General features: G+C 71.9%; 27 protein-coding genes. 18 read left to right on the top strand and 9 right to left on the bottom strand.

All coding sequences use genetic code 11. The features are described 5' to 3' along the window. Positions 1–123 precede the first annotated feature (123 nt). Both CFP66_RS49590 and CFP66_RS40410 read left to right on the top strand, forming a co-directional pair. Positions 124–498 (top strand): DNA-binding protein, encoded by a 375-nt coding sequence (locus tag CFP66_RS49590; protein WP_233160114.1) that lies wholly within the window; start codon positions 124–126, stop codon positions 496–498. 137 nt (positions 499–635) lie between these two features. Continuing rightward, entirely contained in the window at positions 636–1,868 is a 1,233-nt protein-coding gene (locus CFP66_RS40410; protein ID WP_094930658.1) for a tyrosine-type recombinase/integrase, read from the top strand. Here the strand turns inward: CFP66_RS40410 and CFP66_RS40405 are convergent. Further along, a complete protein-coding gene (locus CFP66_RS40405; RefSeq protein WP_233160113.1) occupies positions 1,810–2,754 on the bottom strand; it encodes an IS630 family transposase in 945 nt (314 codons plus the stop codon). The two genes, CFP66_RS40410 and CFP66_RS40405, sit on opposite strands and share 59 nt — an antisense overlap. Positions 2,755–3,043: 289 nt before the next feature. On the opposite strand from CFP66_RS40405, the gene CFP66_RS40400 reads away from it, so the two are divergent. The 8 genes from CFP66_RS40400 to CFP66_RS40365 all read left to right on the top strand — a co-directional run bounded on the left by CFP66_RS40400 (position 3,044) and on the right by CFP66_RS40365 (position 11,057). Then, the gene (locus CFP66_RS40400; protein ID WP_094930700.1) at positions 3,044–3,394 is read left to right on the top strand and encodes an NADH-quinone oxidoreductase subunit A; all 351 of its coding nucleotides are present in this window, start codon (positions 3,044–3,046) and stop codon (positions 3,392–3,394) included. A gap of 185 nt (positions 3,395–3,579) precedes the next feature. Further along, positions 3,580–4,515 carry a hypothetical protein gene (locus CFP66_RS40395; protein WP_233160111.1) on the top strand — a complete coding sequence of 312 codons (936 nt, stop codon included), beginning with the start codon at positions 3,580–3,582 and terminating at the stop codon, positions 4,513–4,515. After that, positions 4,508–5,455, top strand: a complete 948-nt coding sequence (locus tag CFP66_RS40390) for an NADH-quinone oxidoreductase subunit H (RefSeq protein ID WP_233160110.1) — start codon at positions 4,508–4,510, stop codon at positions 5,453–5,455. Before CFP66_RS40395 ends, CFP66_RS40390 begins: the two co-directional genes overlap by 8 nt. Then, entirely contained in the window at positions 5,456–6,019 is a 564-nt protein-coding gene (locus CFP66_RS40385) for an NADH-quinone oxidoreductase subunit J (protein ID WP_094930656.1), read from the top strand. Further along, positions 6,016–6,321, top strand: a complete 306-nt coding sequence (locus CFP66_RS40380; RefSeq protein ID WP_094930655.1) for an NADH-quinone oxidoreductase subunit K — start codon at positions 6,016–6,018, stop codon at positions 6,319–6,321. The genes CFP66_RS40385 and CFP66_RS40380 overlap by 4 nt, the downstream gene beginning before the upstream one ends. A 3-nt stretch (positions 6,322–6,324) precedes the next feature. After that, the gene (locus CFP66_RS40375) at positions 6,325–8,115 is read left to right on the top strand and encodes an NADH-quinone oxidoreductase subunit L (protein WP_233160109.1); all 1,791 of its coding nucleotides are present in this window, start codon (positions 6,325–6,327) and stop codon (positions 8,113–8,115) included. 3 nt (positions 8,116–8,118) lie between these two features. Further along, the gene (locus CFP66_RS40370) at positions 8,119–9,627 is read left to right on the top strand and encodes a NuoM family protein (protein WP_094930654.1); all 1,509 of its coding nucleotides are present in this window, start codon (positions 8,119–8,121) and stop codon (positions 9,625–9,627) included. Beyond that, the gene (locus tag CFP66_RS40365) at positions 9,624–11,057 is read left to right on the top strand and encodes an NADH-quinone oxidoreductase subunit N (protein ID WP_233160108.1); all 1,434 of its coding nucleotides are present in this window, start codon (positions 9,624–9,626) and stop codon (positions 11,055–11,057) included. The genes CFP66_RS40370 and CFP66_RS40365 overlap by 4 nt, the downstream gene beginning before the upstream one ends. Before the next feature lie 135 nt (positions 11,058–11,192). Here CFP66_RS40365 and CFP66_RS40360 read toward each other — a convergent pair whose 3' ends face one another. Beyond that, positions 11,193–11,462 carry a hypothetical protein gene (locus CFP66_RS40360; protein WP_094930652.1) on the bottom strand — a complete coding sequence of 90 codons (270 nt, stop codon included), beginning with the start codon at positions 11,460–11,462 and terminating at the stop codon, positions 11,193–11,195. 345 nt (positions 11,463–11,807) lie between these two features. Between CFP66_RS40360 and CFP66_RS40355 the strand changes: the two genes are divergently transcribed. The 6 genes from CFP66_RS40355 (at position 11,808) to CFP66_RS40320 (ending at position 18,333) form a co-directional block, all read left to right on the top strand. Beyond that, on the top strand, positions 11,808–12,341 hold the full coding sequence (locus CFP66_RS40355; RefSeq protein ID WP_094930651.1) for a hypothetical protein: 534 nt from the start codon (positions 11,808–11,810) through the stop codon (positions 12,339–12,341). Between the two features lie 41 nt (positions 12,342–12,382). Further along, on the top strand, positions 12,383–13,117 hold the full coding sequence (locus tag CFP66_RS40350) for a YcnI family protein (protein WP_094930650.1): 735 nt from the start codon (positions 12,383–12,385) through the stop codon (positions 13,115–13,117). Then, entirely contained in the window at positions 13,114–13,668 is a 555-nt protein-coding gene (locus tag CFP66_RS40345; RefSeq protein ID WP_094930649.1) for a copper resistance CopC family protein, read from the top strand. The genes CFP66_RS40350 and CFP66_RS40345 overlap by 4 nt, the downstream gene beginning before the upstream one ends. Positions 13,669–14,478: 810 nt before the next feature. Continuing rightward, a complete protein-coding gene (locus CFP66_RS40335; RefSeq protein WP_094930647.1) occupies positions 14,479–15,546 on the top strand; it encodes a sulfite exporter TauE/SafE family protein in 1,068 nt (355 codons plus the stop codon). A 16-nt stretch (positions 15,547–15,562) separates the two neighbouring features. Continuing rightward, complete coding sequence (locus CFP66_RS40330; protein ID WP_233160107.1) at positions 15,563–15,793, top strand: heavy metal-associated domain-containing protein; 231 nt, start codon at positions 15,563–15,565, stop codon at positions 15,791–15,793. Positions 15,794–16,692: 899 nt separating this feature from the next. Further along, complete coding sequence (locus CFP66_RS40320) at positions 16,693–18,333, top strand: multicopper oxidase family protein (RefSeq protein WP_094930644.1); 1,641 nt, start codon at positions 16,693–16,695, stop codon at positions 18,331–18,333. Positions 18,334–18,396: 63 nt separating this feature from the next. Here CFP66_RS40320 and CFP66_RS40315 read toward each other — a convergent pair whose 3' ends face one another. The 6 genes from CFP66_RS40315 to CFP66_RS40285 form a co-directional block, all read right to left on the bottom strand. Next, complete coding sequence (locus CFP66_RS40315; RefSeq protein WP_094930643.1) at positions 18,397–18,642, bottom strand: hypothetical protein; 246 nt, start codon at positions 18,640–18,642, stop codon at positions 18,397–18,399. A gap of 18 nt (positions 18,643–18,660) precedes the next feature. Beyond that, the gene (locus CFP66_RS40310; RefSeq protein ID WP_094930642.1) at positions 18,661–18,951 is read right to left on the bottom strand and encodes a DUF5134 domain-containing protein; all 291 of its coding nucleotides are present in this window, start codon (positions 18,949–18,951) and stop codon (positions 18,661–18,663) included. A gap of 18 nt (positions 18,952–18,969) precedes the next feature. After that, entirely contained in the window at positions 18,970–20,790 is a 1,821-nt protein-coding gene (locus CFP66_RS40305; protein ID WP_094930641.1) for a bifunctional copper resistance protein CopD/cytochrome c oxidase assembly protein, read from the bottom strand. 198 nt (positions 20,791–20,988) lie between these two features. Further along, positions 20,989–21,231, bottom strand: coding sequence for an SHOCT domain-containing protein (locus CFP66_RS40300; protein ID WP_233160106.1), 243 nt, complete (start codon positions 21,229–21,231; stop codon positions 20,989–20,991). A gap of 192 nt (positions 21,232–21,423) precedes the next feature. Beyond that, positions 21,424–21,948 carry a class I SAM-dependent methyltransferase gene (locus CFP66_RS40295; RefSeq protein WP_233160105.1) on the bottom strand — a complete coding sequence of 175 codons (525 nt, stop codon included), beginning with the start codon at positions 21,946–21,948 and terminating at the stop codon, positions 21,424–21,426. A gap of 376 nt (positions 21,949–22,324) precedes the next feature. After that, complete coding sequence (locus CFP66_RS40285) at positions 22,325–23,785, bottom strand: molybdopterin-dependent oxidoreductase (RefSeq protein ID WP_094930638.1); 1,461 nt, start codon at positions 23,783–23,785, stop codon at positions 22,325–22,327. 71 nt (positions 23,786–23,856) lie between these two features. On the opposite strand from CFP66_RS40285, the gene CFP66_RS40280 reads away from it, so the two are divergent. Both CFP66_RS40280 and CFP66_RS40275 read left to right on the top strand, forming a co-directional pair. Beyond that, entirely contained in the window at positions 23,857–24,489 is a 633-nt protein-coding gene (locus tag CFP66_RS40280; RefSeq protein ID WP_094930637.1) for a TetR/AcrR family transcriptional regulator, read from the top strand. 2 nt (positions 24,490–24,491) lie between these two features. Continuing rightward, on the top strand, positions 24,492–25,358 hold the full coding sequence (locus CFP66_RS40275) for an alpha/beta fold hydrolase (protein WP_094930636.1): 867 nt from the start codon (positions 24,492–24,494) through the stop codon (positions 25,356–25,358). A 420-nt stretch (positions 25,359–25,778) separates the two neighbouring features. Here the strand turns inward: CFP66_RS40275 and CFP66_RS48300 are convergent, their stop codons facing one another. Then, positions 25,779–25,928, bottom strand: a complete 150-nt coding sequence (locus CFP66_RS48300) for a hypothetical protein (protein WP_158228410.1) — start codon at positions 25,926–25,928, stop codon at positions 25,779–25,781. Between the last annotated feature and the right edge of the window lie 249 nt (positions 25,929–26,177).

Raw genomic sequence — 26,177 nt, 5'->3', positions numbered from 1 at the left:
TTGGTCGCGCGCGGATCGCTGCGGAACGGCGGATGCCGCACACGACGGCACGGTGTAGCGCAAGGCCAGCGACTCATCCGACACCGCAGCTCGCCGGCGCACCAGTATTGAATGGAGATCGTCATGCCGCACCCTCCCCGTCGCCCGGCCGTCCCGCGCACCGGACTCGGCGCCGACGTCTCAGGCACCGACTCGGCCGATCGCCCACGAGCGCCCCGGCCCTCCACACCGGACAGCCCGCCCCCGCCGGGCGGGACTAACCCGCCCGGCCCCACGCTCCTGCCGCTCTACACCCCCGCCGCGGCGGCCGAGCTGCTGACCGTGCGCGAGTCCTGGCTGCGGCGCAAGGCCACCGCGCGCGCCGTTCCGTGCACCTTCCTGGGCAAGCACCTGCGGTTCTCCCCGGCCGACATCACCGCCATCGCCGCTGCCGCAGCCCAGCCCGCCCACACCAGCCGGCCGCCCCGGACGGTCCGGCGGGAACGACGTCTCGGCTGACCGGCCGCCCGGGCCGGTGCGCCGCGGGCGTCGCGCCGAGGACATCGATCAGGGACTGGCGCTCTGGGCAGTATCGAGCGTCCATGAACGTCAGCCACCGCATGCAGCCGCGGCCACATCAGGGGAAGGACCGAGGGATGTCTTTCGTCGAGAAGACCGGAACCAGCAGCTGGCGGGTGCGCTTCTGGCGCGACGACGGCACCCACGGCTCCATCCCCGGCTTCCCGACCAAGAAGGCCGCCGAGGCAAAAGCCCGAGCGATCGATACCGACCGTCAACGTGGCGCGTTCACCGACCCCGACGCCGGCAACCTCCCCCTCGCCGAGTGGATCGAGGCCTGGTTCGACGCCCTCGACGTCGCCCCCACCACGCTGGCCCAATATCGCAGCCTCACCCGCAACCACATCCTGCCCCGGTGGGGCACCACCCGCCTCAACAAGATCAGCGGAATCGCCGTGACCGCCTGGGTCAAGAAGCTGCGCGCCGACGGCTACGCGAGCGCCACCGTCACCACCATCCTCAAGCTGCTGAACATGATGCTCGCCGACGCCGCCGACGAGCGCCTCATCCCCGCCAACCCGATCCGCCCACACCGTCGTGGCCGGCGCCGCCACGAGACCGTCACCAAGGCGGTGTGGGCCCGCCCCGAACAGGCACTGCAGGTCGCGCTCAACAGCGCCCGCCTGGCCGGGCCCGCCACCGGCATCCTCATGCTCACCGCCGCCTGGACCGGTGCCCGCTGGGGCGAACTCACCGGTCTGCACCGCGACAACACCCACCTGCACCCCGACAGCGTTGGGCGAATCGTCATCGCCCCCGACGTCGGGGCCCTGCATGAAGTCGACGGCCGGCATTACCTCGGTCCGCCCAAGACCGCCGAGTCCGCCCGCGAAATCACCCTGCCCCCGTTCCTGACCGAGCTGCTGCACCACCATCTCGCCGGGCACCGCCACCCCTACGTGTTCGTCGCCGCGGACGGCGCGTTCCTGCGCCGGTCCAACTTCTCCCGCCGCGCGATGCGCCCCGCCGCCGACGGCACCATCCACCGACCCCGTCCCGCCGTCGCCGTCCCACCCGCGGTGCCTCGGCTGACGTTCCACGGGTTCCGACACAGCCACAAGACGTGGATGATCGCCGACCACATCCCCGAGGTCGCCCAATCAGTCCGCCTCGGCCACCGGATCCCGGACAAGATCCAACACGTCTACAGCCACGTCGCCCCCGAACTCGATGCCCAGCTCCTGGACTGCCTGCAACGACGCTGGATCGACGCACTCGCCACCCTCGCCGCCACCAGTTGGACAACGGCCGTCACAGACCACCGGGCCCTGCCTCGATCCAGTTCAGCCAGGACGCATGTGTCGGGGTGAACACCAACTCGACGTCGTTGGACGCGCACCAGTCGGCGACTTCGGCCTTGCGGTGCGGGGAGAAGTTGTCGCAGACGACGTGCAGACGGCCGGTAGGGAACCGGGGCCCGGAGCTGGCGCAGGAACGCGAGGAACTCCTGCCAGCGCTTGCGATCCCGCAGCCGGTAGAACAGCTGACCGGAGGCGAGATCGAGCCCGGCGAGCATGTGCCGGACACCGCCGTAGCGGTTGTAGGTCGCCCGCAGCCGTGCCGGACGGCCGCTGGGGAACCAGCCCTGCCCGGGCGGGGTTGCAGGTTCAGCGGCCCGAACTCGTCCACGCAGACCACCCGCGCACCCTCGGTCAGCTGCCCGGCGGCGGAGCGGTCGTAGAGCTCGAGTATCCGGGCCATCTTCTCGGCGAACTGCGGGTCCTTGCTGGATTTCCAGGTCTTCGTGGCCTGCCAGCGCACTCTCGCGGTGCGCAGGATCCGGCGCACGGTGTCGGTGCTGATCTCGATCCGGTGCCGCTCGCGCAGGTGCTCGACCAGCTTGGACAGGCTCCACGTGGTGAATGGCAGCCCGACCTGCTGTGGCGGGGTCCGGGCGACCCGACAGATCAGCTCGCGAGCGTGGGGGCCGAACTTAGGAGGACGGCCCCCGCTCCATTTTGGGTCCAGCGCCGCGAACCCCTTGTCGTTGAACGCGTGGATCACCTCCCGCGCGTACTGCGCGGTCGCGGCGAACATCGCGGCAGCCTCGGTCGCGCTGCGGCCCTGGACAGAGGCCAGCACGATCCCCGCCCGACGTAGCCGGACCCGGTCCCGCGCCGTGCGGGTGATCTTCACAAGTCGCTGTGCCTCGGCCGGATCCAGCTTCCGGACGAAAACCTCAGGCTGTCGTGCCATCGCCCACCTCCGACGACAGCCTCCCAGCCGATCACCAGGACCGGGTTACAACGCCAACCTTCTCGGACGAGGCACTAGCCAGGGCTGTCTCGGAGCCGACGTTGGTGGCGCGCATCGAGCGCGACCACCGGTCGGCCTGCGCAGGGCCGGCCAGCACGACGTCGTCCTCGACCGGCGAGCGCGTGAACATCGAGATGAGCGTTACCGCGCCACTCCTGTGGGTACGAACCTACGTAGTTGCACCGGAAGTCGACGGCACGCGATGAGGTCGGGTGGGGAGGTCGGTGGGATGGGTGAGTTCACCCCTGTGTTGGTTCTGCTTGCTGGCGCGGTCGGGATCGTGGCGGCCGGCTACGGCCTGTCGGCGGTACTCGCCGTCCGACCCACGATGATCGAGGTCGCGCCGTACTCGGGCGGGCTGCCGCCCGTCGAGCACGCCTTCTCCAGGTTCCACGTCCGCTGGTACCCCGTGACCCTGGTGTTCCTGGCCTTCGACATGGAGATGCTGTTCATGTACCCGTGGACGCTCGTCGTCTCGCGGGTCGGCGCGCCGGCTGTGGTCGAGATGTTTCTGTTCCTCGGCATCTTGTTCGCCGGCGTGGTGTACGCCTGGCGTGAGGGGGCGCTGCGGTGGACCTGACGTCGCGGTTGCTCCGTGTCGGAGCCCGCCGCCCGCACGCGCTGGTGATCCCGACCGTGGGCGGAACGGCCGCTCGGCTTGCCGTGGAAGCCGAACTGGCCCGTCGGGGTTGGCCCGAGGCGATGGGTCCCGCGGATGCCGATCTGGTCGCCATCGCGGGCGCTCCTGGTCGAGGGCTCGCATCGGTGATCGACCGGATTTGGGCGCAGGTTTCGGCGCCGCGGGCCCGGGCGGACGTGACCGGCTTTTCCGATGTCACCGGCGCGCTCGACGTCGCGGCGGCTGCCCTGGCCGACCCCGGGCGTCAAGCTGCCGACCGGACCGGCGCCGGGCGCGCGAGCGGTGGCGGTGACGACGGCGAGGACCGGGCAGGGAGGCACGCGGACGGACCTCGCGGCGGGCACCCGCATGACGGCCACGGGGAGCGCGGGGGTCAGGACGGCGGCGACAGCGGTGAGGCCGGCCAGGTTGAGCACGATGAGCACGGCGGCATGGAGCTGCCGGGAGGCCTGCCGATGGCGGACCTGGGAGAGGACCGCGACGGGCTGATGCTCGATCGGCTGCACGTGTCGCTGGGCCCGGTGCTGCCGGACTGGCCGTCCGGCCTCGTCGTGCACCTTCTCGTGCAAGGTGACGTGATCCAGGAGGCCAGAGCTGAGGTCCTCGACCGCGACCACGGGGCGGCGTTCTGGAATGCCGACAACGCGGTGGTTCGGGAGCTCGACGGGATCGGCCGCTTCCTGGCCGTCGCGGGATGGGCCGATGAGTCTGCGCGGGCGCGACGCGTCAGGGACGCGCTGCTGGCCGGTGCCCCCACCGAACAGGTCGCCGGAGTCGCGACGGCCACTGTCCGTCGGCTACGCCGCTCCCGCACCCTGCGCTGGCTCGTCGGCGGGATCGGCACCGGCACGGCCGATGTCAGCGCCCAACTGGAGGCGCGGCTGGCCGCGGTGGAGGCGGCGATGACCGACCGCGCTACGGCACCGCCGACCCACGTCGCGGCCGACGCCCTGCCGGACCTCCTGGTCGGCGCCGAGTTCGCGGCGGCCCGGCTGATCGTTGCGGTGCTCGACCCGGACACCGAACCGGTCGAGACCCGGGAAGGGGTGCTGCGTGGGTGAGACCGAGTCGCTTCCGGTGTGGTCGGTGCTGCTGCTGCCGGTCCTGCTCGGTCTGGCGACGTGGGGGGCGCTGGCGTTTGATACCGCGCTCACGTCGCGGGCGCGCGGCGGCCCGGCCGGTCTGCGGGTAGCCGTCGCGGCGCCGGTCCGAGAGTCGGCGCGGCTGCTGGTCGGTCAGCGTCGGCGGACCGTCGCCGCCGACCGTGTGCTGTGGCGCATCGGCGGCGGGATCCTCCCGGTGGCCGCGCTGCTGGCTGCGGCCGTCGTGCCGCTGGGGGAGCGCCCGGTGGCCGACCTCTCCGTGGGAGTCGTGTGGTTCAACTCCATGGAGGTGCTGGCGTGGGCCGCGGTGTGGATGGTCGGCTGGGGCGCCAACAGCGCGCTGAGCCTAATCGGCGGTTACCGGTTCGTCGCGCAGGGCTTGGCCTACGAGCTGCCGCACATGTTCGCGATCATCACCGCCGCTCTGGGCGCGGAGAGCCTGCGGATCACAGCGATCGTCGACGCCCAGCGCGATCTGTGGTTCGTCGTGCTGATGCCGGCCGCGTTCGTCGTGTACCTGCTCTCGGCGGCCGCGATGGCGTTCTGGGGGCCGTTCGACGCGCCGGTGGCGCGCGACGTGGCGGGAGGAGCGGCGGCGGAGCTGTCCGGTGTGGACCGTCTGATGTTCGCCGGCGGTCGGTGGTTGCTGTTCGTGGTGGCGGCGGCGATGGCGGTGCCGCTGTTCCTCGGCGGCGGGGCCGGCCCGGTGCTGCCCGCCTGGGCCTGGGTGGCGGTCAAGACCGGCGGCGTGCTGGCGGTGCTGATCTGGCTGCGCCGGCGGCTGCCGACGCTGCGGATGGATCGCTACATGGAGTTCGCCTGGGTGGTGCTGATCCCGCTGACCATCGCGCAGGCGCTGGTTGTCGCCCTGATCGTGCTGCAGAGAGGAGGGGCGTAGGTGCTGTCGATCGTGCTGTTCTGGGTGCTGGCTATCGCCGCGGTCGTGTTCGGGTTCCTGGTGTTCCGGCTGAACTCGATGGCGCAGGTGACCTTCGCGTTGCTGGCCTCGTTCCTCGCGGTGGCCGGGCTGGTACTGCTGCTGGGCCTGGGTTACCTCGGCGTGGTGATCGCGCTGATGATGGTCATCGAAATGGTGATCATGGCCGTCTTCATGATCATGTACATGATGAACCCGGCCGGGCTGATGCCCATGGCGATGTATCACAACAAGGCCGGGTCCATGACGATCTCGGTGGGCACCTTCGCGGTGCTGGCCGCCGGGATCCTGCTCGTCGACTGGCCGACGCGCGAGGGCGAGCCCCCGCCCGACCCGACCTTCGCCCTCGGAGAGGCGCTGATGGGCGGGCAGATGCTGACGATGATGACCCTGGGCGTCGGGTTGTTCGCCACGATCGTCGCCACCGTGGTGCTGTCCACCGACCGCGGACGCTACGACCGGCTCGGTGATGATCTGCGCCGGCCGCGGGCCGACGATCCGGTGCGGGGAGGTGCCGGGCGGTGAGTCTGGAGCTGTTCCTGCTGGCCGCGGCCGGGCTGCTGGCCATCGGCCTGTACGGGGCGCTGTCCCAGCAGTCGATCGTGATGCTGATGATGGGCTTGGAGCTGATGCTCAACGGGGTCATCCTCGCCGCCGCCGCGTTCTGGTTCTACGTCGCGCCGGCGGGTACGGACGGGCAGGTGCTCGTCGTGGTGGTGATCACCACGATGGCGATCGAGATGGCGATGGGCTTCGCCGTGGTCACCGCGCTGTACCGGGCGCGGCAGGTCGACGTGACCGACTCTGCCGCGGACCTCAAGGGCTGACCGGTGCTGCTCTGGTCGCTGGTCACGCTGCCGCTGGTCGCCGGCGGGCTGCTCGCCCTGGCCGGGCGCCGCGCCGACCGCGCGGCCCAAGTACTCGGCGGCCTCGTCGCGACGGTGGTCGTGGCGCTCGCGACGGCGGCGGCGCTCGTCCGCCCGGCCGTCGACGCGCCGCTGTTCGCCGGCATCCGCGCCGGACTCGGCGTCGACGGGCTGTCCGCGCTGATGGTCCTCACCGTCGCGGGCGTGACGCTGGCCGTTCTGGTGTTCGCCGCCGGCGAGCCGGAGCTGTGCACTGCCCGCTTCGTGGGGTTCGTGCTGCTGTTCGCCGGCGCGATGCTCGTCACCGTGACCGCGACGACGCTCGCGGTCCTGCTCATGGCCTGGGAGGTCATGGGCGCGATGAGCTGGGCGCTCGTCGGCTACGACTGGCGTGAGCAGCAGAAGGTCCGAGCCGCGCACACGGCGTTCCTCACCACTCGCCTCGCCGACCTCGGGCTCTACGTCGCGGCCGGGGCGGCGCTTGCCGGCGGTGTGGGGACGCTCGCCCTGGACGGGCTGGCGGGCGCCGCCGCGCCGTGGCTGCATGTCGTCGCCGCCGGGGTCGTGGTCGCCGCGCTGGGGAAGTCGGCGCAGCTGCCGTTCAGCTTCTGGTTGTCGCGGGCGATGGAGGGGCCGAGCCCGGTCTCGGCGCTGCTGCATTCCGCGACGATGGTCGCGGCCGGGGCGTACCTGCTGCTGCGGTTGGTGCTCCTGCTCGACGCGACGGGCTGGGCCGCGCCGACGGTGGCGTCGATCGGTGCGGCGACTGCGCTGCTGCTCGGGCTGGTCGCCGTGGCGCAGGCGGACCTCAAGCAGCTGCTCGCCGCCTCGACCTGCGCGCAAATCGGGTTCATGGTGCTCGCCGCGGGCGCGGGTGGGGTGACCGCCGGGGGGCTGCAGCTCGTTGCGCACGCGGCGACCAAGAGCCTGTTGTTCCTCGGCGCAGGTGCCTGGCTCGTGGTGCTGGGCACCAAGCGGCTCGGCGAGCTGCGCGGGGCGGCGCGGCGGTACCCGTTGGTCGGGGTGACGTTCACGGTCGGCGCGGCGACGCTGGCCGGGCTGCCGCCGCTGTCGCTGTGGGTGACGAAGGACGCGGTGCTCGCCGCCGCGCTCGAGCGCAGCCCGGCCCTCTACAGCGCCGGGCTCGCCGCCTCCGTGGTGTCCGCCGTCTATGCGACGAAGGCCGTGTGGTTCGTCTGGCAGCCGGCGCCGGGCGGCGCGGTCGACCCGCCCGAACGGGTGAGCGCATCGATGCGCGCGCCGCTGGTCGGCCTGGCCGGGACGGCAGCTGTGCTCGGGCTGCTCGCCGTTCCGCTCACGGTGGAGCCGGCGCCGAAGTGGTGGGAGCTGACCCTCTCGGCTGTGCTCGCGACCGGGACCGTCGCACTGACGTGGCGGCTCGGACACCGCGCTCCTGAGGCACATGTCCTGGCGGGTTGGCTCGGGCTCGAGCGGGCCGCGCACGCGGTCGTGGTCCGGCCGACGCTCGGGCTCGCCCGGGCGCTGGCCCGCTTCGATGATGTCGTGATCGACGGCTGGGTCATCGCCGTTGCTCGCACCACCCGAGTCACAGCCTCCGGGCTCGACCGGCGGGGTGAGCTGTCCGTCGACGGCGCCGTTCGCGGGATCGCCGCGGGGGCGCGGGCTCTGGGCCGGCTGGCGCGCCGCCCGCAGACCGGCCAGCTCCACCACTACTACGCCCAGGCCGCCGCGGTCCTGGCCGCCCTGGCCCTGTTCGTGATCGTCCTGAGGTGACCCGTGCTCTCGCTGATCGTGTTCCTGCCCGCGGCGGTCGCCGCCGCCCTGCTACTGGTGCCGGGCACCGCGCCGAGGCGGTTGTTCACCGGTGCCTGGATCGCCGTCAGCGTCGTTGACCTCGCACTCGTCGTCGCGCTATGGCTCGGTCTCGAGCCGGGCGTCGGGTTCCAGTACGAGCAGCAGGCGGCGTGGATCCCCACCGCCGGGATCTCCTACCACGTCGGCGTGGACGGGCTGTCGCTGCCGCTGGTCGCGTTGACCGCGGTGCTGTTCGCCGCGTGCGCGGTGTTCTCGCTGCGCGAGCACCGCCGCGTCAAGGCCTACGTGACGCTGTTCCTCGGGCTGCAGACCGTGAGCCTCGGTCTGTTCGCCGCGCTGGACCTGATCCTGTTCTTCCTGTTCTTCGACCTGTCGATCGTGTTCATGTATTTCCTCATTGCGGGGTGGGGCCACGGGGAGCAGGCGCGTGCGTCGGCGCTGAAGTTCTTCCTCTACACCTTCCTCGGCTCCCTGGCGCTGCTGCTCGGGTTCATCGGCCTCTACCTCGCGGCCGAGCCGAACACGTTCGACATCGTCACCCTGATCGAGACCAACCCGCTGGCCGGTGGCGGCATGTACGCGGCGCTGGTGCTGCTCGCTGTCGGGATCGGGCTCGCGGTCAAGACCCCGACGGTGCCGTTCCACACCTGGCTCCCGCCGGCGCACACCGACGCCCCGGCTCCCGCGTCGGCGGTCCTGGCCGGGGTGCTGCTGAAAATGGGAACCTACGGCTTCGTCCGGATCGCGATGCCGATGCTGCCGGAGACCTGGCGGCAGTACGCCGGTGTGATCGTCGTCGTCGGCGTGGTCTCCGTGGTGTACGGGGCGCTCGTCGCGCTCGCGCAGACCGACGTCAAGCGGATGATCGCCTACACCTCCGTCAACCACATGGGCTACGTGATCCTCGGGATCGGCGCGGCCGGCATCCTCACCGGCACCGACGAGCAGGCCCGCCAGCTCGCCACCACCGGCGCGGTGACGCAGATGGTCAGCCACGGGCTCATCACCGGTGCGCTGTTCCTGCTCACCGGCGTGCTCTACGACCGCGGCCACACGTACGAGATGGGCGCCTATTCAGGGCTCGCCGCCCGGGCCCCGGTGTTCGCCGGCGTGTTCGCGGTGGCGGCGTTCGCCTCGCTCGGCCTGCCCGGTTTCGCCGGGTTCATCGCCGAGTTCCAGATCTTCACCGGCGCCCTCGACGCCGCACCGGTGGCCACCGTGATCGCGGTGACCGGCATCGTCATCACCGCGGCGCTGTTCCTGCTGGCGCTGCAGCGGCTGTTCCTCAGCGAGCTGCGGGTGCCCGACGCGCCGGGGGCCACGCGCCCGTTCGCCGATCTGCGGGCTAGCGAGATGGCCGCGATCATGCCCCTGCTGGCGCTGGCCACGGTCATCGGGGTACTTCCGCGGTTCCTGCTCGACGTCATCGAGCCGGCCTCCCGAACGCTGCTGGAGCTGGTGGCCCGATGACGGGCATGAACGAGAACCCGGGCGCCCTGATCCCGGAGCTCCTGCTGCTGGCCGGCGCGGTGCTCGGCGTGCTGCTCGGCTCCTGGCTGCCTCGGCACCGGCAGTGGCTGGTCCGGCTGCTCGCGGCGGGGGTGACCGTCGCCGGGCTGGCTGCCGCCGCCGCCTCGATGACCCGCCCTGCGGAGCTGGTGTTCGGCGGCAGCTATGTCGTGGACACCGCCACCCACGCCGCCCGGCTGGTCGTGCTGGCCGCGACGCTGCTCGCCCTCGGCCTGTCCGTCGACACCGTCGCCGGGCACCGGCGCGAGACCGAGTACTACGTCCTGCTGCAGCTCGGGGCGCTGGGCACGATCATCCTCGCCGGCGCGAACGACCTGCTGCTGCTGTTCGCCGCGTTCCTGCTGGCCAGCGTCCCGTTCTACGCCCTGGTCGGCTGGGCCAAGGACGCACGTGCGGTCGAGGCCGCGATGAAGTACTACCTCACGGGCGCGTTCCTCGGTGTCACCACGCTCGTCGGTGTCGCGGTCCTCTACGGCGCTGGCGGCTCAACCGCCTACCCCCTGTTGCGCGACGGCCTGGCGGCCGGCCCCACAGCGGCGGCCGGGGTCGGTCTGGTCGCGGTCTTCGCCGGGCTGCTGTTCAAGATCGGCGCCGTGCCGGCCCACTTCTGGGTGCCTGACGTCACCGACGGCACCCCGCCGCCGGTCGCTGCGATCGTCACCACCATCCCCAAGATCGGCGGCCTGATCGCCGCCTACCGCCTGCTGCTCGAAGCGATCCCACCCGAGGCCGTGGACTGGCCGCTGCTCATCGCCGTCCTCGCCGCCGCCTCGATGACCCTGGGCAACCTCGCCGCGTTCTTCCAGACCTCGGTGCAGCGGCTGCTCGCCTACTCCACGATCAGCCAGGTCGGCTACGCGCTCATGGCGGTCGCCGTCGCGGGCCGGGCGGAGCTCGCGCTGCCCGCCCTGCTGTTCTACGTCGCCGCCTACGCCGTGACCAACCTCGGCGCGTTCGCCGTCGTCGCCGAGCTGCCCCGGGCCCGCGCGCTCGACGACTACCGAGGGCTGGCTCGCCGCCACCCCGGCCTCGCCGCCGTGCTCGTCGTCTGCCTGCTCGGGCTCGTCGGTACCCCACCCACCGCGGTGTTCGTCGGCAAGCTCACCGTGTTCACCGCGGCCGTCGACGGCGGCTTCGCCTGGCTCGCCGTGCTCGCCGTCATCAACACGATCGCCAGCGTCTTCTACTACCTGCGCTGGATCGCCCCGGCCTTCCTCAGCCCGGCCCCGGCCCCCGACTCACCTGCCCTCGCCCCGGCAGCGCTGTGGTCGCGGATCGGTGCGTACGTCGCCGCCGTCGCTTCGCTGGTGCTCGGGATCGTCAGCGGCCTCGTGCTGCCGCTCGGAACCGGCGGCCTCGGCGCCTCGTAGACGCCCAGCCGCGGCGAGTAGCGCGCGGTGGCGGGGGCCGGCCATTCGTGTTCCTCGACATCCGCCGGTGGGTTGTCCCGCGTAACCTCCCTGCCGACCACGTCGGGGCCGCACCTCGGGTCCCGGAGATGCATCTCAGCGTCGGTTGAGCACAGCCAACCTGCGCTCGTACTCGTTGTCGTCGTCGATCTCCCCGCCGGCGTAGCGCCGCCGCACGGCCTCGTAGGCGGTCTCATCAATGCCGAAGGCCATCGTGTCGCGGTCGTCCTCGCGCAGCTTCCGGAAAAGCCAGATGCTGGCCAGGGCGGCGACGACCAGGATGGCCAGCAAGACGAGGATCGCGAGGAACGCCCAGATCCCCATGGCCCCCCACATCCCGCCGCCCGTCATCCCGCCGTCCATCATGTCGCTGCCCTTCCCGGGCTCTACGTAGAGGCTACGGAGGTTGCCGGGAGATCAGCACCGAAACGTCAGCCAAATCCGCCGGCCCGACCCGTCGCTGCCAGCCGCCCTCGACATCGTCCTCGTGACCGTGGTCCGCCGGATACGGCCGCTCCAGCGTGCCAACTGGACACGGACGCGGGCTCGCTGCCGCGCTGCCGGACTGCCCTCCGACCTTCCCGACGTGGGCCATTACTTCATCGTCACCATTGGCCGACAAGCCTCTTCGCGTGGCCGCCGATACGTAGGGGCAGCCTCGAGCGGGGGTGCGCTGGTGGGGCTCCTTGTCGGCGTCTACGGTCGTCGTCCGTGGATGGCGATGCCGGTGGCGGTCTGCTGCGCGGCGCTGCACTGGCCGGGTTGAGCGCGCTGCTCACGGCCGTCGGGCACTGTGCGGGCGGCGGCGCAGCGCCTGACCTCGCCGTGCTGGTGGTGCTGTTCCCGCCGCTCGCCGGCCTGTTCACGAGCTTGGCGGAGCGTTGTCGCCGGATCCCGAGCGCCATCGCCGTGCTGGGTGCTGGGCAGTTCGCTCTCCACCAGATCATGGAGCTGCTGCATCCGGCGCACCAGGCCGCCGTGCAACCGGTGCTGCCGCCGGGCATACAGATGCTCGCGATGCACGGGGCCGCCACGCTGGCCACGGCAATCGCCCTCGCACACGCCGACCGCGCTCTGGTTGCGCTCCGCCGGGCCATGTCCCGTGTGCTGCCGCGCCGGCTCTACCCACCGCCAGCTAACCGGCCCCTGCCGGTCCTGGCGATACCCAGTCCCGCCATCCAGGCGCGACTCGCGCGCGCTCACGCCGTCGCCCACGTCCGCCGCGGCCCTCCGGTGGGGTGCTGAGCACCCCACACCTCGCACCTGACACCCCACCGGAGACACCTATGTCCTCATCCGTCCGCCGCGGCGCGCTGCGCGCCGGCACCGTACTCGGGACAGCCGCTGTCGTCGCCGTCATCGGCGCGGCACCCGCCTTCGCCCACGTGACCGCCAACCCGGACACTGCCGAGCAGGGCAGCTACAGCGTCATCTCGTTCCGCGTCCCGACCGAGTCGGAGACGGCGGGTACCGTCAAGCTCGAGGTGACGCTGCCCACCGACCATCCGGTCACCTCGGTCCGCACCACGCCGCGACCCGGCTGGACGGCCACGATGGCGAGGGTTCCGCTCGACCCGCCGATCGAATCGCATGGACGGACCATCACCGAGGCCGTCCAGACCGTGATCTGGACCGCCGAGCCTGGCTACCGCATCGGGCCCGGCGAGTTCGCCGAGTTCCCGCTCTCGCTCGGCCCACTGCCCACCGACACCGACCGGCTCGTGCTGCCGGCCGTGCAGACCTACGACGACGGCGAGGTCGTCGCGTGGGACCAGCCGCCGACGGCCGACGGGGCGGAGCCGGAACGGTCCGCCCCGGTGGTCATGCTCACGCCACCTGCCGACGACACATCGCACGCGGCAGCGGCCGGCAGTGCCACCAACGCCACGGCCGCCAATGTCGGTGCTACCGACACCACCGCCAGGTGGCTCGGCGGCGGTCTGCTCGTCGGGGCGCTCGGGCTCGGTGTCGGTGTGGGCGCGCTGCTGCGTTCCCGTCGGACTCGGAGAGCCGAATCATGAAACGCGCCCTGCGCGGAGTCACCGTCGCCGTGCTCGCCGGGCTGGCGTTGCTCCTCGGTGCGGCGCCGGCCATGGCCCACACCCGCCTGCTCGCCAGCGACCCGCCCGACGGTGCGAGCCTCGACTCCGGTCCGGAGCGTGTCTCGCTGACCTTCAATGAGGCTGTTGCGCCTGGGTTCGCGACGCTTACCGTCGTCGGACCGGACGGTGGGCGGTACGAGACCGGTGAGGTGAGCGCCGACGGCGGCATGGTGAGCATCGCCGTGCAGCCGCTCGGGTCGGCCGGCCACTACGAGATCGGCTACCGCGTGGTGTCCGCCGACGGGCATCCGGTCACGGGCAGCGTCGGGTTCACCCTGACGGCGCCGGGACCGGCCACTGCCGCACCCGCTGCGCCGGCGCAGGCAGCGTCCCCCGCCACAGCGCCGGCCACCGCGTCATCTGGCGACACTGCCGACGATGGCGGTGCGCCGCTGTGGCCGTGGATCGTCGGCGCCGTCGTGCTCGTCGTCGGTGGCGTGATTGCCGCGCTGCGGGTCGGCCGGGGCTGAACCGGGTGACAGGCGGGGCCGGGAGGGTGCAGCGATGTTGTGATCTGCCCGGCCCCGCAGCCCGTCGACCGGCTCCTGCTGGTCGGCTGGCTGCGTTCGCGGTGTCGTCGCTACTGCTCCCCCCCGCACGTCCTGTCTGTCTTCGGCGGCGACCTGTCGCACGCGCGGTCGGGTGGACCCGGTCGATCGGCCAGTGATGGGGGCCGTTTAGGGTCTCCCGCGTGGCGGGACGCGACGACGCCGATGCCAGGCGGGGGTTGCTCGCTCGGCTCGTCACACTCGTGGCAGTCGTGGCGGGACTCGTGGTGTTGATCGCTCCACTCTGCAGCGACGGCATGTCGATGACCATGGCTCATGCCACCCACGCATCGGCCGCCGACTCAATCGGTGCCTCGCAAGATCCGGAGCCCGTGCACCCGAGCGTGGGCTACTCCTGCCCTGCGGGGGTGGCAGAGCTCGATGTCGTGCAGTGCGGCGCGGGCACGACCAGTCCTTCCTCGTCGGCCGCCGGTTCGCCGATCCCGGGCGGGACGCTTCTGGCCTGCGTCGCGTTCGCGATCGCGGTCCTCGCGGTCGCGTTCGGGTTACGCCCCCCGTGCTCGGTGCGTGCTGTCGTGCTGTGGCGAGCTGCGGAGGAGCGCCGACGGCTCCTCGGGCGGCCCACGCGGCGCCCGGCGCTGGTCGAACTCTGCGTGTTGCGGACGTAGAAGACAGGTCTGTCCTTTCCGGCGCTCGAGTCTGACTGCGCCGTTGGGCGTCCGTGGATCGGGCGTTCGCACAGGCCCTTCTCCGCTCCCCTAAGGATCGTTCATGAACCTCACAGCTGTTCTTGTCACCGGCTTGTTCGCCGGTGGTGTCTCGTGTGCCGCCGTGCAGGGCGGCCTGCTCACCGGCCTGCTCGCCCGCCAGCGCACCGCCGTACCGGCGTCTGCGGGACGCCGGCGACGCCGGGAGACCGCGCCGCCCCCGACCGCGTGGCGTCAACAGCTCGGCGACGATGTCGCCCCGGTTGGCGGGTTTCTGGCCGGCAAGCTCGTCTCGCACGCCGCGCTCGGCACCCTTCTCGGCGCCCTGGGCGGGGTCGTGCAGCTCTCGATCGGTGCCCGGACCACGCTGCAGCTGCTCGCCGGCGTCCTGATCATCGTTTTCGGGCTGGCTCAGCTCGGCGTCCCCGGGTTCCGCGGGATCGTGCTGGAGCCACCGCCGTCCTGGATGCGCATCGTGCGCAACCGGTCGCGGTCCGGGTCTGCGCTCGCTCCGGCGCTGCTCGGCGTGGTGACGGTGCTGATCCCATGTGGAGTGACGCTGTCGGTGCAGGCGCTGGCGCTGGCGTCGGGGTCGGCGGCGTCCGGTGCCGCGATCATGGCCGTGTTCGTGCTGGGCACCGCCCCGCTGTTCGCGTTGCTCGGGTACGCCGCCCGTCGGGCTGCCACCGCATGGCGTGGGCGGCTGTCCCTGGTGACCGGGCTCGTGGTCGTGGCGATGGGCCTCTACACCCTCAACGGAGGGCTGGAGCTGGCCGGATCCCCGCTGGCCGCGTCCCGGATCGCCCAAGCGCTCGGACCTCAGGCCACGGCTCCGGCGACCGTGGCAGTGGAGTCGACGCAGGACGGGCGGCAGGAAGTGCTCATCAATGCGCGTACTGGCTCCTACTCGCCGGCGAACGTCCAGGTCGAGGCCGGCGTGCCGACGACGCTGATCGTGCGCTCGGACAACGCCCAAGGCTGCGTGCGCTCGTTCCTCGTCCCCAGCCGAGGCGTGGACGAGATCTTGCCCGTGCACGGCGAGACCCGCATCGACCTCGGCGTCCTCCAGCCCGGCGTGCTGCCCTACACGTGCGGCATGGGTATGTACACCGGCACCATCACCGCCGCTTGAGATCATGGGAGAGCACGTGTCCACCGCTATCCACACGTTCCGGATTCAAGGCATGCATTGCGCCAGCTGCGCACTGCTCATCGACGACACCCTGGCGGACCTGCCCGGCGTCCGCAGCACCCAGACCTCGATGAAGCAGAGCCGCAGCATCGTCGAGCTCGACCTCGGACCGACCCCGGCGGACGTCATCGCCGACGTGATGGCCGCCGTCACCGAGCTCGGGTACACCGCACACCACGTGTCCTGACACGCTGCAGCTGACCCGGGGCAGCGTCAGCTGTCCGACTCGCGCCGCGTGGCGAGCAGAGGCGTCCGCCTGGTCGGGCTGCCGCACCGAAGTCCATCTCTTCAGCGGTCTCGAACCCGGCGTTCCCCATCGCGTGCCGGACCTCGTCGTCCGACGCGTAGAGCGTGTGCTCTCCGTGAGAAGCCGCGCTGCGCCAGGGCGGGCATGTGAGGCCGGATCTCGTAGCCGAGCGCGAGCCGGCCGCCGCCAGCGAGCAGCCCCGCGACCTGAGTGAGGTCTCGGCCCGGGGGTGCCAGAAGCACAGCACGTGCAGCCCGACGATGAGGTCGCCTGTCCTACGGTGGCGAGGGGGGCGTCGCCTTCGACCAGCCGCAGCCGGACGCTCGCGATCGCGCCATGGTTGCGCCGGGTGGCCTGGGCGCGGAGCGCGGTGGACGGGTCGACCCCGACGACGTGCGCATGGGGGAACGCGGCCAGCAGGGCTTGCAGGCCGACACGGGGCCCGATGAGGAAGTCGTGGGCGCGCAACCACGGGCCGACCGGTCGTGGCGTCGGTATCTGCATCAGGCCCGGTGGGAGAGCCACCAGTAGATCGAGCGTCCGGCCAGGCGTTGTGTGAGATAGGGCAGGCGGCGGCAGCCGACGGGAAGGGTGTGGGGTGCGTCCGGTAGATCTGGGCGCCTGCCAGGGCGGGTTCAGGGGCATCCTCGGACGAGGCGTAGTGCAGCGGCCACCAACACTCCGGCACTGATGATCCTCGGCCACACCGGCGTGTCTCCGGATTGCTCGCCGTCGGCCCCGACAGATGCCGACGATAGCCCTCCGTGCTCCAAGCCCGCACCGGCTTCTACTATCTCTCTACGTAGTTCGTTGGGTGATGGGCGTAGGAACGGAGCGCGATGCCAGAGCCGGTCATGTCGCGCCGGAGCGTGCTGTTGGGGGCGGTCGGTTCCGCCGGTGCCGCCCTGACCGCCGGTGCATGGTGGGCTGCGCGCCCGGCGCAGGCGGTCGGGACGGAGCGCGTGTCGGCGTCTTCCGGGGACGTGCGGCGTGTCGAGGAGGCCCGGCGCAGCCGGGGCACCGGTCGCGCGGTGCGCGCGTCGTTCACCGCCGAGCCGGTCGAGGTGGACCTGGGCGGCCGGACGGTGCAGACGTGGGCGTACGACGGGCGAGTGCCCGGGCCGGTCCTTCGGTGCAGCGCGGGTGATCAGCTCGAGGTCGAGGTGATCAACCGGTTGCCGGAGCCCACCACGGTGCACTGGCACGGGTTGCGGATCCGAAACGACATGGACGGGGTGCCGAACCTGACCCAGTCGGCGATCGCCGAGGACGAGAGCATGCGCTACTCGTTCATCGCGCCCGACCCGGGCACCTACTGGTTCCACCCGCATGTGGGCCTTCAGCGCGAGCGCGGGCTGTACGCACCGCTGATCATCGACGATCCCCACGATGCCGGGGACTACGACGTCGAGTTCATCGTCGTGGTCGACGACTGGATCGACGGCGCCGGCCCGGCCCCGGACCAGGTGCTGAGCGCATTGCGTGCCGGCGGCGTGGAGGCGAGGTTCCAGACACCGGTGCAGGTCGGGCGGATCGCCGACCGGTCCGGGACGTGGCAGTACCACGTGCCCGAGGCGCTGGCGAACCCGCCACCGGGCATCGCCGCGGTGTCGGCGGCGTCCCGCCTGGCCGGCAGCGTCGAGTTCCCCTTCTACCTGCTCAACGGGCGGCTGCCGACGGCGCCGGAGACGTTCCGGGCGAGGCCCGGGCAGCGGGCCCGCATCCGGTTGATCAACGCGGCGGGGGCGACGGTGTTCCGGGTCGCCCTCGGCGGGCACCGGATGACCGTGACCCACACGGACGGGTTCCCGGTCGAGCCGGTCACCGTCGACACTCTGCAGATCGGCTCGGGCGAGCGCTACGACGTGCTGGTCACCCTTGGCGATGGCGCGTTCCCGCTGGTCGCGGTCGCCGAGGGCAAAGGCGCGCAGGCGATGGGGGTCGTGCGCACCGCGGGCGGCCCGGTTCCCCCTCCGACGGTCGCACCGCGCGAGCTGGCCGGTCGGCTCCTCGCCCTCGCCGACCTGAAGGCGGCGCCCGAGGTCCGCGGTGACGATCGGGCGCCCGATGTGACCCACCGGCTGTACTTGACGGGCGACATGTCGAGGTTCGAGTGGCGGATCAACGCCGAGACCTACAACCACGGGCGACCGTTCGACGGCATCACCCCGATGGCGCTGCGTGAGGGGCAATGCGTCCGGCTCGAGCTGATCAACCAGACGCCGATGTACCACCCGATGCACCCGCACGGGCACACCGTCGCCCTGCGGGGGATCGGATCCACCAGCGGAGCCGGGGACACGAACCTGCCGGCGGGCACCCGCAAGGACACCATCATGGTTGCGCCCGGCGAGCGGCTACTGGCGGACTTCACCGCCGACAATCCCGGGCAATGGCTCGTCCACTGTCACGCCGCTTACCACATGGCCGCCGGTATGGCATCGGTGCTGTCGTACCTGCCTGCCTCGCAAGCCGACTGAGCGGCGACAACAGAGCGGCCGGCCCGCTGGGCTTCCGCTTTCGGCAGTAGACGCAGTCCACCGTCACATCGCGAAGAGCATGTACGCCATCGCGCCGGCCATGGTGGCGAGACTGACCCGGAGCGCCGGTGGCGTCCGTTGAACTGATGGCGAGGTGGCGTGGACCGGACGGTGATCGGATAGGTAATGGTGATCCCACCGGCCCAGCGCCCACGCGGCGCCGATTCCCGCTAGGTACACGGCCAGTAGGTAGCTGAGCAGCGGCGATCGCGCCTGCATGGGCAGGAACATGTAGGCCATCACGGCCATTTCCGCGGTGGTCAGAATCTAGAGTGGATTGAGAACGCCATAGCGCATCCGAAACAACGCCGCGGCGGCAATTGATGCGGCTGCCGCCGCCGCGAAGGCTGCCGTGCCGCTCTCACCCGGGATCGGCTGGTACGAATGAGGGAGGTACATGTAGGCCATACCGGCAGCCATCAAGACATGCCCGACATGCCAGTAGCGACGCTGCCCGCTCATGACGCAGACGTGGCGAAGATGGACGACGACTACCGCACACACCGCGGCGATCCACACGCCGCGAAGCCAGCCAGGCAACAGTGCCGTGTGCGTCATGCAGGTCGGCTCCTTCGATCAGCTGGCGTGGGCGTCGGCAACGGGACGGGGCTGGGAGTGGCCGTGCGCTGGGCCGGCCCGTCTCGCTCTTCGGGTCGTGAGTAGGGCGGCAACGACGATGAGCACGCTGACCGACCCGGCAACCCACAGGGTGATCTCGCCGGCGAGGACCTGATCGCCGAGCACGCGGGGCCCCCATGGGCGGGACAATCCGGTGTCGCGGTAGCCGCCGATGTCGGTCTGCGCGTGCATCAGTGCCAGGCCCAGGAGGTTCAGCAGGGCCACGCTCGCCCCGAGCGTGACCGCTTGAGTCAGCGGAGTCGGACGGTGCGGCGCGGCGTCGATTCCCATGACGCCCCACCAGAAGGCATATCCGAGCATCAACACCAGGCCGTATGCGAACATGGTGCCGGTCTCGGAGCGCAGCGCGGTCTCGTAGAGCCCGGCGAAGTAGACGACGCCGGCAAGCACAGCTTGCACGGCCAACGCGACCGGGGGCCGCACCAGGACATGCAGTGGGCGCGAGCCGAGCAGATCCGACAGCCACTCGCGTGGTCCTGGCCAACGGGGGTCGTCGGCCGGCGTGAGCGTGCGCTGGGCGAGCGTGACCGGGCGCCCGGCAACCAGCAGCAGGGGGACGGGCAGGGCGAGCGCCAGGTGCTGGACCAGGTTGGCGCTGAAGAGCACCTCGGCGTAGCGGGCGAGCCCACCGCTGGTCGCCCACGCGGCGAGCAGCCACCCGGCGACCCAGCTGGCGGTCGCCGCCGGCGGCCAGACCCTCCCGCCTCGACGAAGGCGGCGAACGCCGATGAGGTAGAGCGCGATCGCGACGCCGGCCACCGCGAGGAACACGGGTTCGGGCCGCCCGTCCAGCAATAGCGAACGCACCCCGGGTGCCTCCGGCATGACAAGGCTGTCGATCTCTGCCGCGTGGGCGCTTGCGCCCGACGCACCGCCGGGTGTGGGCGTGCGGGACAGCCCCACTGCCAGGCCAACGGTCGCCGCGAAGATCACCAGTTCGACGATCGCCAGCTGGACGAACGCCGAGCGCCGCCCTCGCCGCAACGGGGGAAGCGTGCGGCGACGGTGGAGACCACCGACGGCGGCGAGTACCCCGAACGCGCCGAGCTTGGCCAGTACCAGCCAGCCGTACCAGCTCTGCCACAGCCCGCTGAGCGGGTCGATCCGGGCCAGGACGTTCACGACCCCGGACAGGCCCACCGCGACGAGACACCACCCCGCGAGCCGTGAGTAGCGATGGACAGCGCGGGCGAGATCCGGCGTGGGGAGCCGATGGGCGAGCGTCAACGCCAGCAGCCCGCCGGCCCAGAGCACGACGCCGACGACGTGCACCAGCATTGCGGAGACGGCCATCCGATGATCCCCAGAACCGGCCCCTGAGTGGCCACCGAAGGCCGGCGGCAGTGTCGCGGCCAGCGCCAGCGCGAGGAGCATCACCACGCCGGACCGGGAGAGCACGACCCGGCAGGCCACGACGAGCACCGCGACGAGACCGGCGACCACCACCAAGCCCGGGATCGGCGACAGATCAAGCGCCGAGCCGAGCACGTGCAGATCGCCGACCACCTCGCCGAGGGGGCGGCCCAGAACGTCGGAGGCGGTGTAGCCGACATCCAGCACCGTGACGGTGAACCAGACGAGCGCCGACCAGCCCGCGGCCAGCACCCACCGGTAGGCATGTGACCCCATCGTCCGGGTTGCCTGTGCGCTCGGCCCGGGAATCGGGCCGAGCGCTGCGGCTGCCAGCAGCAGCCCGACCGTCACGACGGCCGCGACGTCGCGGAGCACCCGTGCCGCCGGCAGCACCCACGTGGTCACCGGGCCAGGCCCTGGAATGCCGGGAATGGGCTCCGCGCTTGCGCCACCGCCCACCTGCAAGACGACGGCCGCAGTCACGAGGGCGGCGGAGAGGCTCGCCACGCCGAGCGCGATGCCTAGCCCGCCGGGAGAGCGGCGCGTGGCGCCGGCCGGCGGAGCCCCCGCTACCGGAGTTTCACCCACGAGCTGCGCTGAGAGTCACCGCCACGTCAGTCCTGCCAGGCGGCGCTCGTACTCTTCATCGTCGATCTCCCCGCTGGCGTAGCGCTCGCGCAGCCGGTCACGCGCGGGATCACTGTCCATCAGCTCGGTCCGGGCGGCGTGAGCGGAGGATCGGCGGAGCAGCCAGATCCCCCCGAGGACGGCCACCGTGAGGATCGCGACAACCGCCAAGAAGGAGAGCGCGCCCCACCACCCCATTGCCGCGGTGCAGCCTGTCACTGAGATCAACCTCCTACCGTTTGCAGAGCGCCGATCGGCCAGCGGGACGGCGTCTCCCGGGCTCGCGAAAGGCCCCGAGCACGCCGGGCCGGAGGAGGCTCATCTCCGGCCTCCGTACCGAGATAGTACATCGACGCATCTGACTGCCTGCAACAAGTGCTCGTCCGGAAATGTCTGTCCGGCTGGCGGTCCCTAGCTCGGCCGCGTCGCCACGGCTTCGATCATCGGGCTGGTCGGCACCCAGGCCGGCACCGGCTGGAACTCCTCGAAGAGCTCGAAAGTGACGCCGGCTCGCTCGATCGCGGCGCGGGTGTCACGGTTGGCGTGACAACCGGCCCCGATGCGGGTCCACACCGGGTCCAGCCGGTCCTGCCATTCCGCGAGCCGGCCCGATCCGCGGACATGCTCGAGCACTACGAGCCGGCCGTTCGGCTTCAGTACCCGGGCGACCTCGGCCAGCGCTCGGTCCGGGTCGGGCACTGTGCACAGCACGGCGGTGCTGAGGACCGCGTCGAAGGTGTCGTCCGGGTCGGACAGCGATTCTGCCCGGTCCTCGCGGACCACCGCCAGCACGGTCGCTCGGTCGAGTCGGCCGGCCAGCCGCCGACGCATCGCGGGATCCGGCTCGGTCGCGACGACCCGGTCGGCCTTGCGGTAGTGCGGCAGGTTCGCGCCGGCGCCCGCGACGACCTGCCCGGGGCGGTCCCGCCACAGCACGCCCGGCCCGTCCGCGTCGGCCAGCAGGGCAGCGAGCCCGGCGCGCTGTGTCCGTACTGCATGGTCGTGTGGGTCGTCACGATCACGACGTTCTGGTACACGACCTTGCACAACCTGACCGCTGGACGGCTGCCGCTCCGGGGGCGCAACGGGCGGGAATGCTTGTCGCGCGGTACCACGGCGCGGTGCTCACCGTGTGGTTCCTCGTGATCGTCGGGTTGATCGCGGCACGATTCTGGCCCTACTGGATGGGGCTTCTCGCGTGACCAACGGCCCTGGCCGTCACGCCCGCCTCCACGCCTCGGCGTCCCGCTGGACCTGGGTCGGGCCGTGCCGCTGCTGGCCGAGCCGGCATCGCGGGTGCGATGTCAAACGATCACCTCGCGGTCACCGTGATCGTGTGGTGGCCGCTCGCACCGGTGGGGAACGGGGGCCTCGGTGTGGCGTCCTGCACGGTGCCGTCGCGGGCGATGCAGCGCACCCGCACCCGGTGCCCGCCGGGGGTGAGCGCGATGCGGGCGCGCCAGCGCCGCCAGGCGGCGGACGCGAGTTCGGCGGCGAGCTCCGCGGGGATCCAGGGCTGGTCGTCCACGGCGACGTGCACCGCGGCCACGCCGCCGGGCGGGGCCCAGGCCACCCCGACGATGTCGGTCTCTCCCGCCGCCACCAGGGCGTGGTCGCTCGGGGCGTCGATGCGGGAGAGGGGACGCACCCGGACGGGGCCGCGGGGCCAGCCGCGGGGGAGCCAGTAGTCACGGTTCGGCTCGGTCTGCACCCGCAGCTCGGTCAGCCATTTCGCGCCGGTGTACTGGCCGTAGAGGCCGGGGACGAACACCCGGGCGGGGAAGCCGTGCGCGGCGGTGAGCGGCCGGCCGGCCATGCCGAGGATGACGTAGCCGTCCAGCTCGTCGAGCAGCTGCACTGGGAGGCTGGCCTCCCAGCCATCGACGGCGCGGGTGACGAGGACCGAGCCCGCCGGATCCGGTTGCGCAGTGGCCAGTAGCCGGCGCAGAGGGATGCCGAGCCAGCGTGCGTTGCCCAGCCGGTCCCAGCCGAGGCGGTTGTGGATGCAGACCAGGGCGGCGTCGAACTCGACGATCCCGAGGTCGATCAGCTCGTCGTAGGTCAGTGACAGCGGTGCGGCGACGGCGCCGCTGACCGCCAATCGCCACCGGCGCATGTCGACGACCGGCGGGCGCATGTTCACGTCGGTGACGTAGAACCGCTCGAGCGGTGTCAGCAGCGGTGAGACGCCGGGCCAGTCCTCGGCCCCGTCGACGGCCGGCGGCAGCGGGCGGTCGACCCGCAGCGACCGGGTGGCCGTCCGGGTGTCGTGCCGTGTCCGGTGCCGGGACTGCGCGATCATTCCCGCGGCGAGCACGGCCCCGCCGCCGATGGCCGCTGGGGCCGCCACCGAGGGCACGGCCAGCACCCCGAGCGCGGTGAGGAGCCCGGCGCCGGCGGTGAGGCCGGCTGCGCGCCGTTGGTGGACGCCGGCGGCGCCGGCTGTGCTGTCCGCGGCCCGGCGCAGCGACACGGTCCCGCCGAGCGCGGCAGCGGCCGCCACCGCCGCAAGGTCCCGCATGGGCCTGCGCTGCACGCGCCCCAGCAGTCCGCCGGCGGCCAGCACGGTGCCGGCCACCACGGCCCGGATCACCGGCTTGTCCGCGGTCTTGAGCACCTGCACGGTGCGCTCCACCAGCGGGAGCGGTCCAGTGTCGACGACCAGCTGCCCGGCCGCGTCGATGAAGGACCGGGACCGCAACGCCGCGGCCACGGCCTCGGTGGCCGCCAGACCGGCGAGCCCGGCCGCGACCCCACGCATCCACCCGCTCATCACTACCCCCTTGCACACTGGAGTTGCGAAGTTGCAACATAGGGTTTGCACGAGAGGGGACACAAGGCCTCATGCCTGAATCGGGTCCGTTGCTCGACGACGCGGTGCTGCGGGCCGCGGCGCAGGTCATCGCCGCGCACGGCTGGCACGACTTCACCCTGGAGCGGGTGGCGCAGGCGGCCGGGGTCTCGCGGGTGACGCTGTATCGGCGCGGGGTCACCCGCGAGGTGCTGGTCGACGCGCTCACCGTGGGCGCGGCGCAGGCCTGGCAGGCCGCGCTGTGGCCCGCGCTCACCGGGGAGGGGACCGCGGCCCAGCGGCTGGAGGCGGCCCTGCGGGCCTGCTGCGAGGTGGTGGAGGAACATCTGGCGCTGCTGGCCGGGCTGAGCAGCGCCCCGGACCCGGTCTTCCACCTGGACGAGCCGACGACCGGCGAGGGCCGCGACACCCGCGCGGTCTACGTGCGCCCGTTCGAGCGGCTGCTGCGGGACGGGATGGCCGAAGGCGCCATCCGCCCCGAGATCGACCCGGACGAGACCGCGACGCTGCTGTTCAACATCGTGCCCCGCACCTATCTGCACCTGCGCAGCGCGCACGGCTGGGACGCCGAGCACACCACCACCGCCCTGCTCGGGCTGCTGCTGCCCGGACTGCTCGCAAGGGCACCGCATCCGGCGGACAGCCCCCACCCGGAAGGAGCCTGATCATGGCCACCCGCACCGACGCCCTCGGACCGACGCACGAGGTCCAGCTTCCCGAGGGCCGCATCCGCTACCACGAACGCGGCGAGGGACCGCCGATCGTGTTCGTGCACGGCATCGTCGCCAACGCCGACGTCTGGCGCCACGTCGTCCCCGGCCTCGCCGACCGCTACCGCTGCATCACCCCGGACTGGCCGCTGGGCGGCCACGAGCTGCCGATGCGCGAGGGAACCGACTTCTCCCTGTTCGGGCTCGCCGACCTCGTCCACCGCACCCTGGCCGCGCTCGACCTGGACGCCGTCACACTCGTCGGCAACGACACCGGCGGGGCGGTCTGCCAGGCCGTCGCCGCTCGCCACCCCGCCCGGCTGGCCCGCCTGGTCCTCACCCCCTGCGACGCCTTCGACAACTTCCTGCCGCTCCCGATCAAGCACCTGCAGCTGCTCGGGCAGACATCGGCCGGGCTCAAGGTGCTCGCCGAGTCGCTGCGGTTCCGCCCCATCCAGCGGCTGCCGATCGCGTTCGGGCTGCTCACCCGCCGGTCGATCCCGGCCGACATCATGGCCAGCTACACCGGCCCACTGCGCGACCACCCCGGCACCCGCCGCGACTTCGCCCGGCTGGTGCGCGCCATCTCCACCCGCTACACCGAAGATGCAGCGGCCGCCCTGCCCGGATTCGACCGCCCCACCCTGCTGGCCTGGTCCCGGCAGAACTTCTTCCCGCTCGCCCACGCCCGACGACTCGCCGGCCTGCTCCCGCACGCCCGCCTCGAGGTCCTCGACGACGCCGGCCCGTTCGTCGCCGAAGACCAACCGGGCCAGCTCACCCGCCTCATCGACGAGTTCCTCGCCGCCGCGAACCGCCCCTGACCCCACAGCCGCCCAAAACCCATGACAGCCACCTGGGTTGATCTTTGGTCGTGGATCTTGCTGGTCGTGGGACTGCGCCCAGGCTTGGGGGGCGGGGGGACAAGATCGAGGTGTGCGGTGGCCGGCTGTGGCGGTGCTGTTGTCGATGGTGGGGTTTCGACGCCGGTGCTGGTGTGGGTTGCGCATCTAAGGTCCGGGGCGGCCCGCGGGTACCCGGTGAGCCCGTCGACTCCCGACGGGAAGCGGGGCTGGGTCACAGCAGGTCACTGAAATGCCGTTGGGAACAGGCTAGGTCGCAGAACGGGAATCCGTTAGTCCAATAGGCCCGATCGAGCCTGCGTCCGCACGTCTCGCAGAACAGTGGGTCAATGGTGGGCCGGTAGCTGAGGAGGGCGAGCCGGATCTCGCGGAGCAGACGCTTCAGCACGATTCAGACCTGCCGCGTCCAATCCGGCGGCGCAGCAACGCGTTGCCGAGGTTGAGCTGGGCCGCGGTGCCCAGGGTCATCGCCGACAGCATGCTGCTGTTCACGCCGACCGTCGCCGGGTCGTGCAGCCGTACGGCCAGCACCCGGAACAGCAGCCGGGGCCGGGGCCGAGGACGAGCGCGATCCCGTCCCGGTGCTGCGGGGTCCGCCAGCCCCGCAGCGGCCTGGACCGCAATGACGAGCGGAGACGGGCGGGCACCGGGCGAGCCTGCAAGATCGTCATCGGGTCCTTCCTGGGCGTCGGTGCCCGCGGAACGTCCGGGGCGAGGGCCACACAGTGCGGGTTCGTCGCTGAGGCGATGCTGAGGACCCTGGCTGGACGCTGAAGCCAC

The organism is Pseudonocardia sp. MH-G8, assembly GCF_002262885.1.
Taxonomy (GTDB): domain Bacteria; phylum Actinomycetota; class Actinomycetes; order Mycobacteriales; family Pseudonocardiaceae; genus Pseudonocardia.
This window is presented reverse-complemented; position numbering and strand designations above follow the sequence as displayed.

Excerpts from the sequence above, each read along its gene's own strand:
- CFP66_RS40335 (WP_094930647.1), top strand. The coding sequence starts at position 14,479 with ATGAACCTCACAGCTGTTCTTGTCACCGGCTTGTTCGCCGGTGGTGTC.
- CFP66_RS40350 (WP_094930650.1), top strand. The coding sequence starts at position 12,383 with ATGTCCTCATCCGTCCGCCGCGGCGCGCTGCGCGCCGGCACCGTACTC.
- CFP66_RS40400 (WP_094930700.1), top strand. The coding sequence starts at position 3,044 with ATGGGTGAGTTCACCCCTGTGTTGGTTCTGCTTGCTGGCGCGGTCGGG.
- CFP66_RS40315 (WP_094930643.1), bottom strand. The coding sequence starts at position 18,642 with ATGGCCGTGATGGCCTACATGTTCCTGCCCATGCAGGCGCGATCGCCG.
- CFP66_RS40285 (WP_094930638.1), bottom strand. The coding sequence starts at position 23,785 with ATGAGCGGGTGGATGCGTGGGGTCGCGGCCGGGCTCGCCGGTCTGGCG.
- CFP66_RS40320 (WP_094930644.1), top strand. The coding sequence starts at position 16,693 with ATGCCAGAGCCGGTCATGTCGCGCCGGAGCGTGCTGTTGGGGGCGGTC.
- CFP66_RS40310 (WP_094930642.1), bottom strand. The coding sequence starts at position 18,951 with ATGACGCACACGGCACTGTTGCCTGGCTGGCTTCGCGGCGTGTGGATC.
- CFP66_RS40280 (WP_094930637.1), top strand. The coding sequence starts at position 23,857 with ATGCCTGAATCGGGTCCGTTGCTCGACGACGCGGTGCTGCGGGCCGCG.
- CFP66_RS40360 (WP_094930652.1), bottom strand. The coding sequence starts at position 11,462 with ATGATGGACGGCGGGATGACGGGCGGCGGGATGTGGGGGGCCATGGGG.
- CFP66_RS40345 (WP_094930649.1), top strand. The coding sequence starts at position 13,114 with ATGAAACGCGCCCTGCGCGGAGTCACCGTCGCCGTGCTCGCCGGGCTG.
- CFP66_RS40410 (WP_094930658.1), top strand. The coding sequence starts at position 636 with ATGTCTTTCGTCGAGAAGACCGGAACCAGCAGCTGGCGGGTGCGCTTC.
- CFP66_RS40365 (WP_233160108.1), top strand. The coding sequence starts at position 9,624 with ATGACGGGCATGAACGAGAACCCGGGCGCCCTGATCCCGGAGCTCCTG.
- CFP66_RS40275 (WP_094930636.1), top strand. The coding sequence starts at position 24,492 with ATGGCCACCCGCACCGACGCCCTCGGACCGACGCACGAGGTCCAGCTT.
- CFP66_RS49590 (WP_233160114.1), top strand. The coding sequence starts at position 124 with ATGCCGCACCCTCCCCGTCGCCCGGCCGTCCCGCGCACCGGACTCGGC.
- CFP66_RS40405 (WP_233160113.1), bottom strand. The coding sequence starts at position 2,754 with ATGGCACGACAGCCTGAGGTTTTCGTCCGGAAGCTGGATCCGGCCGAG.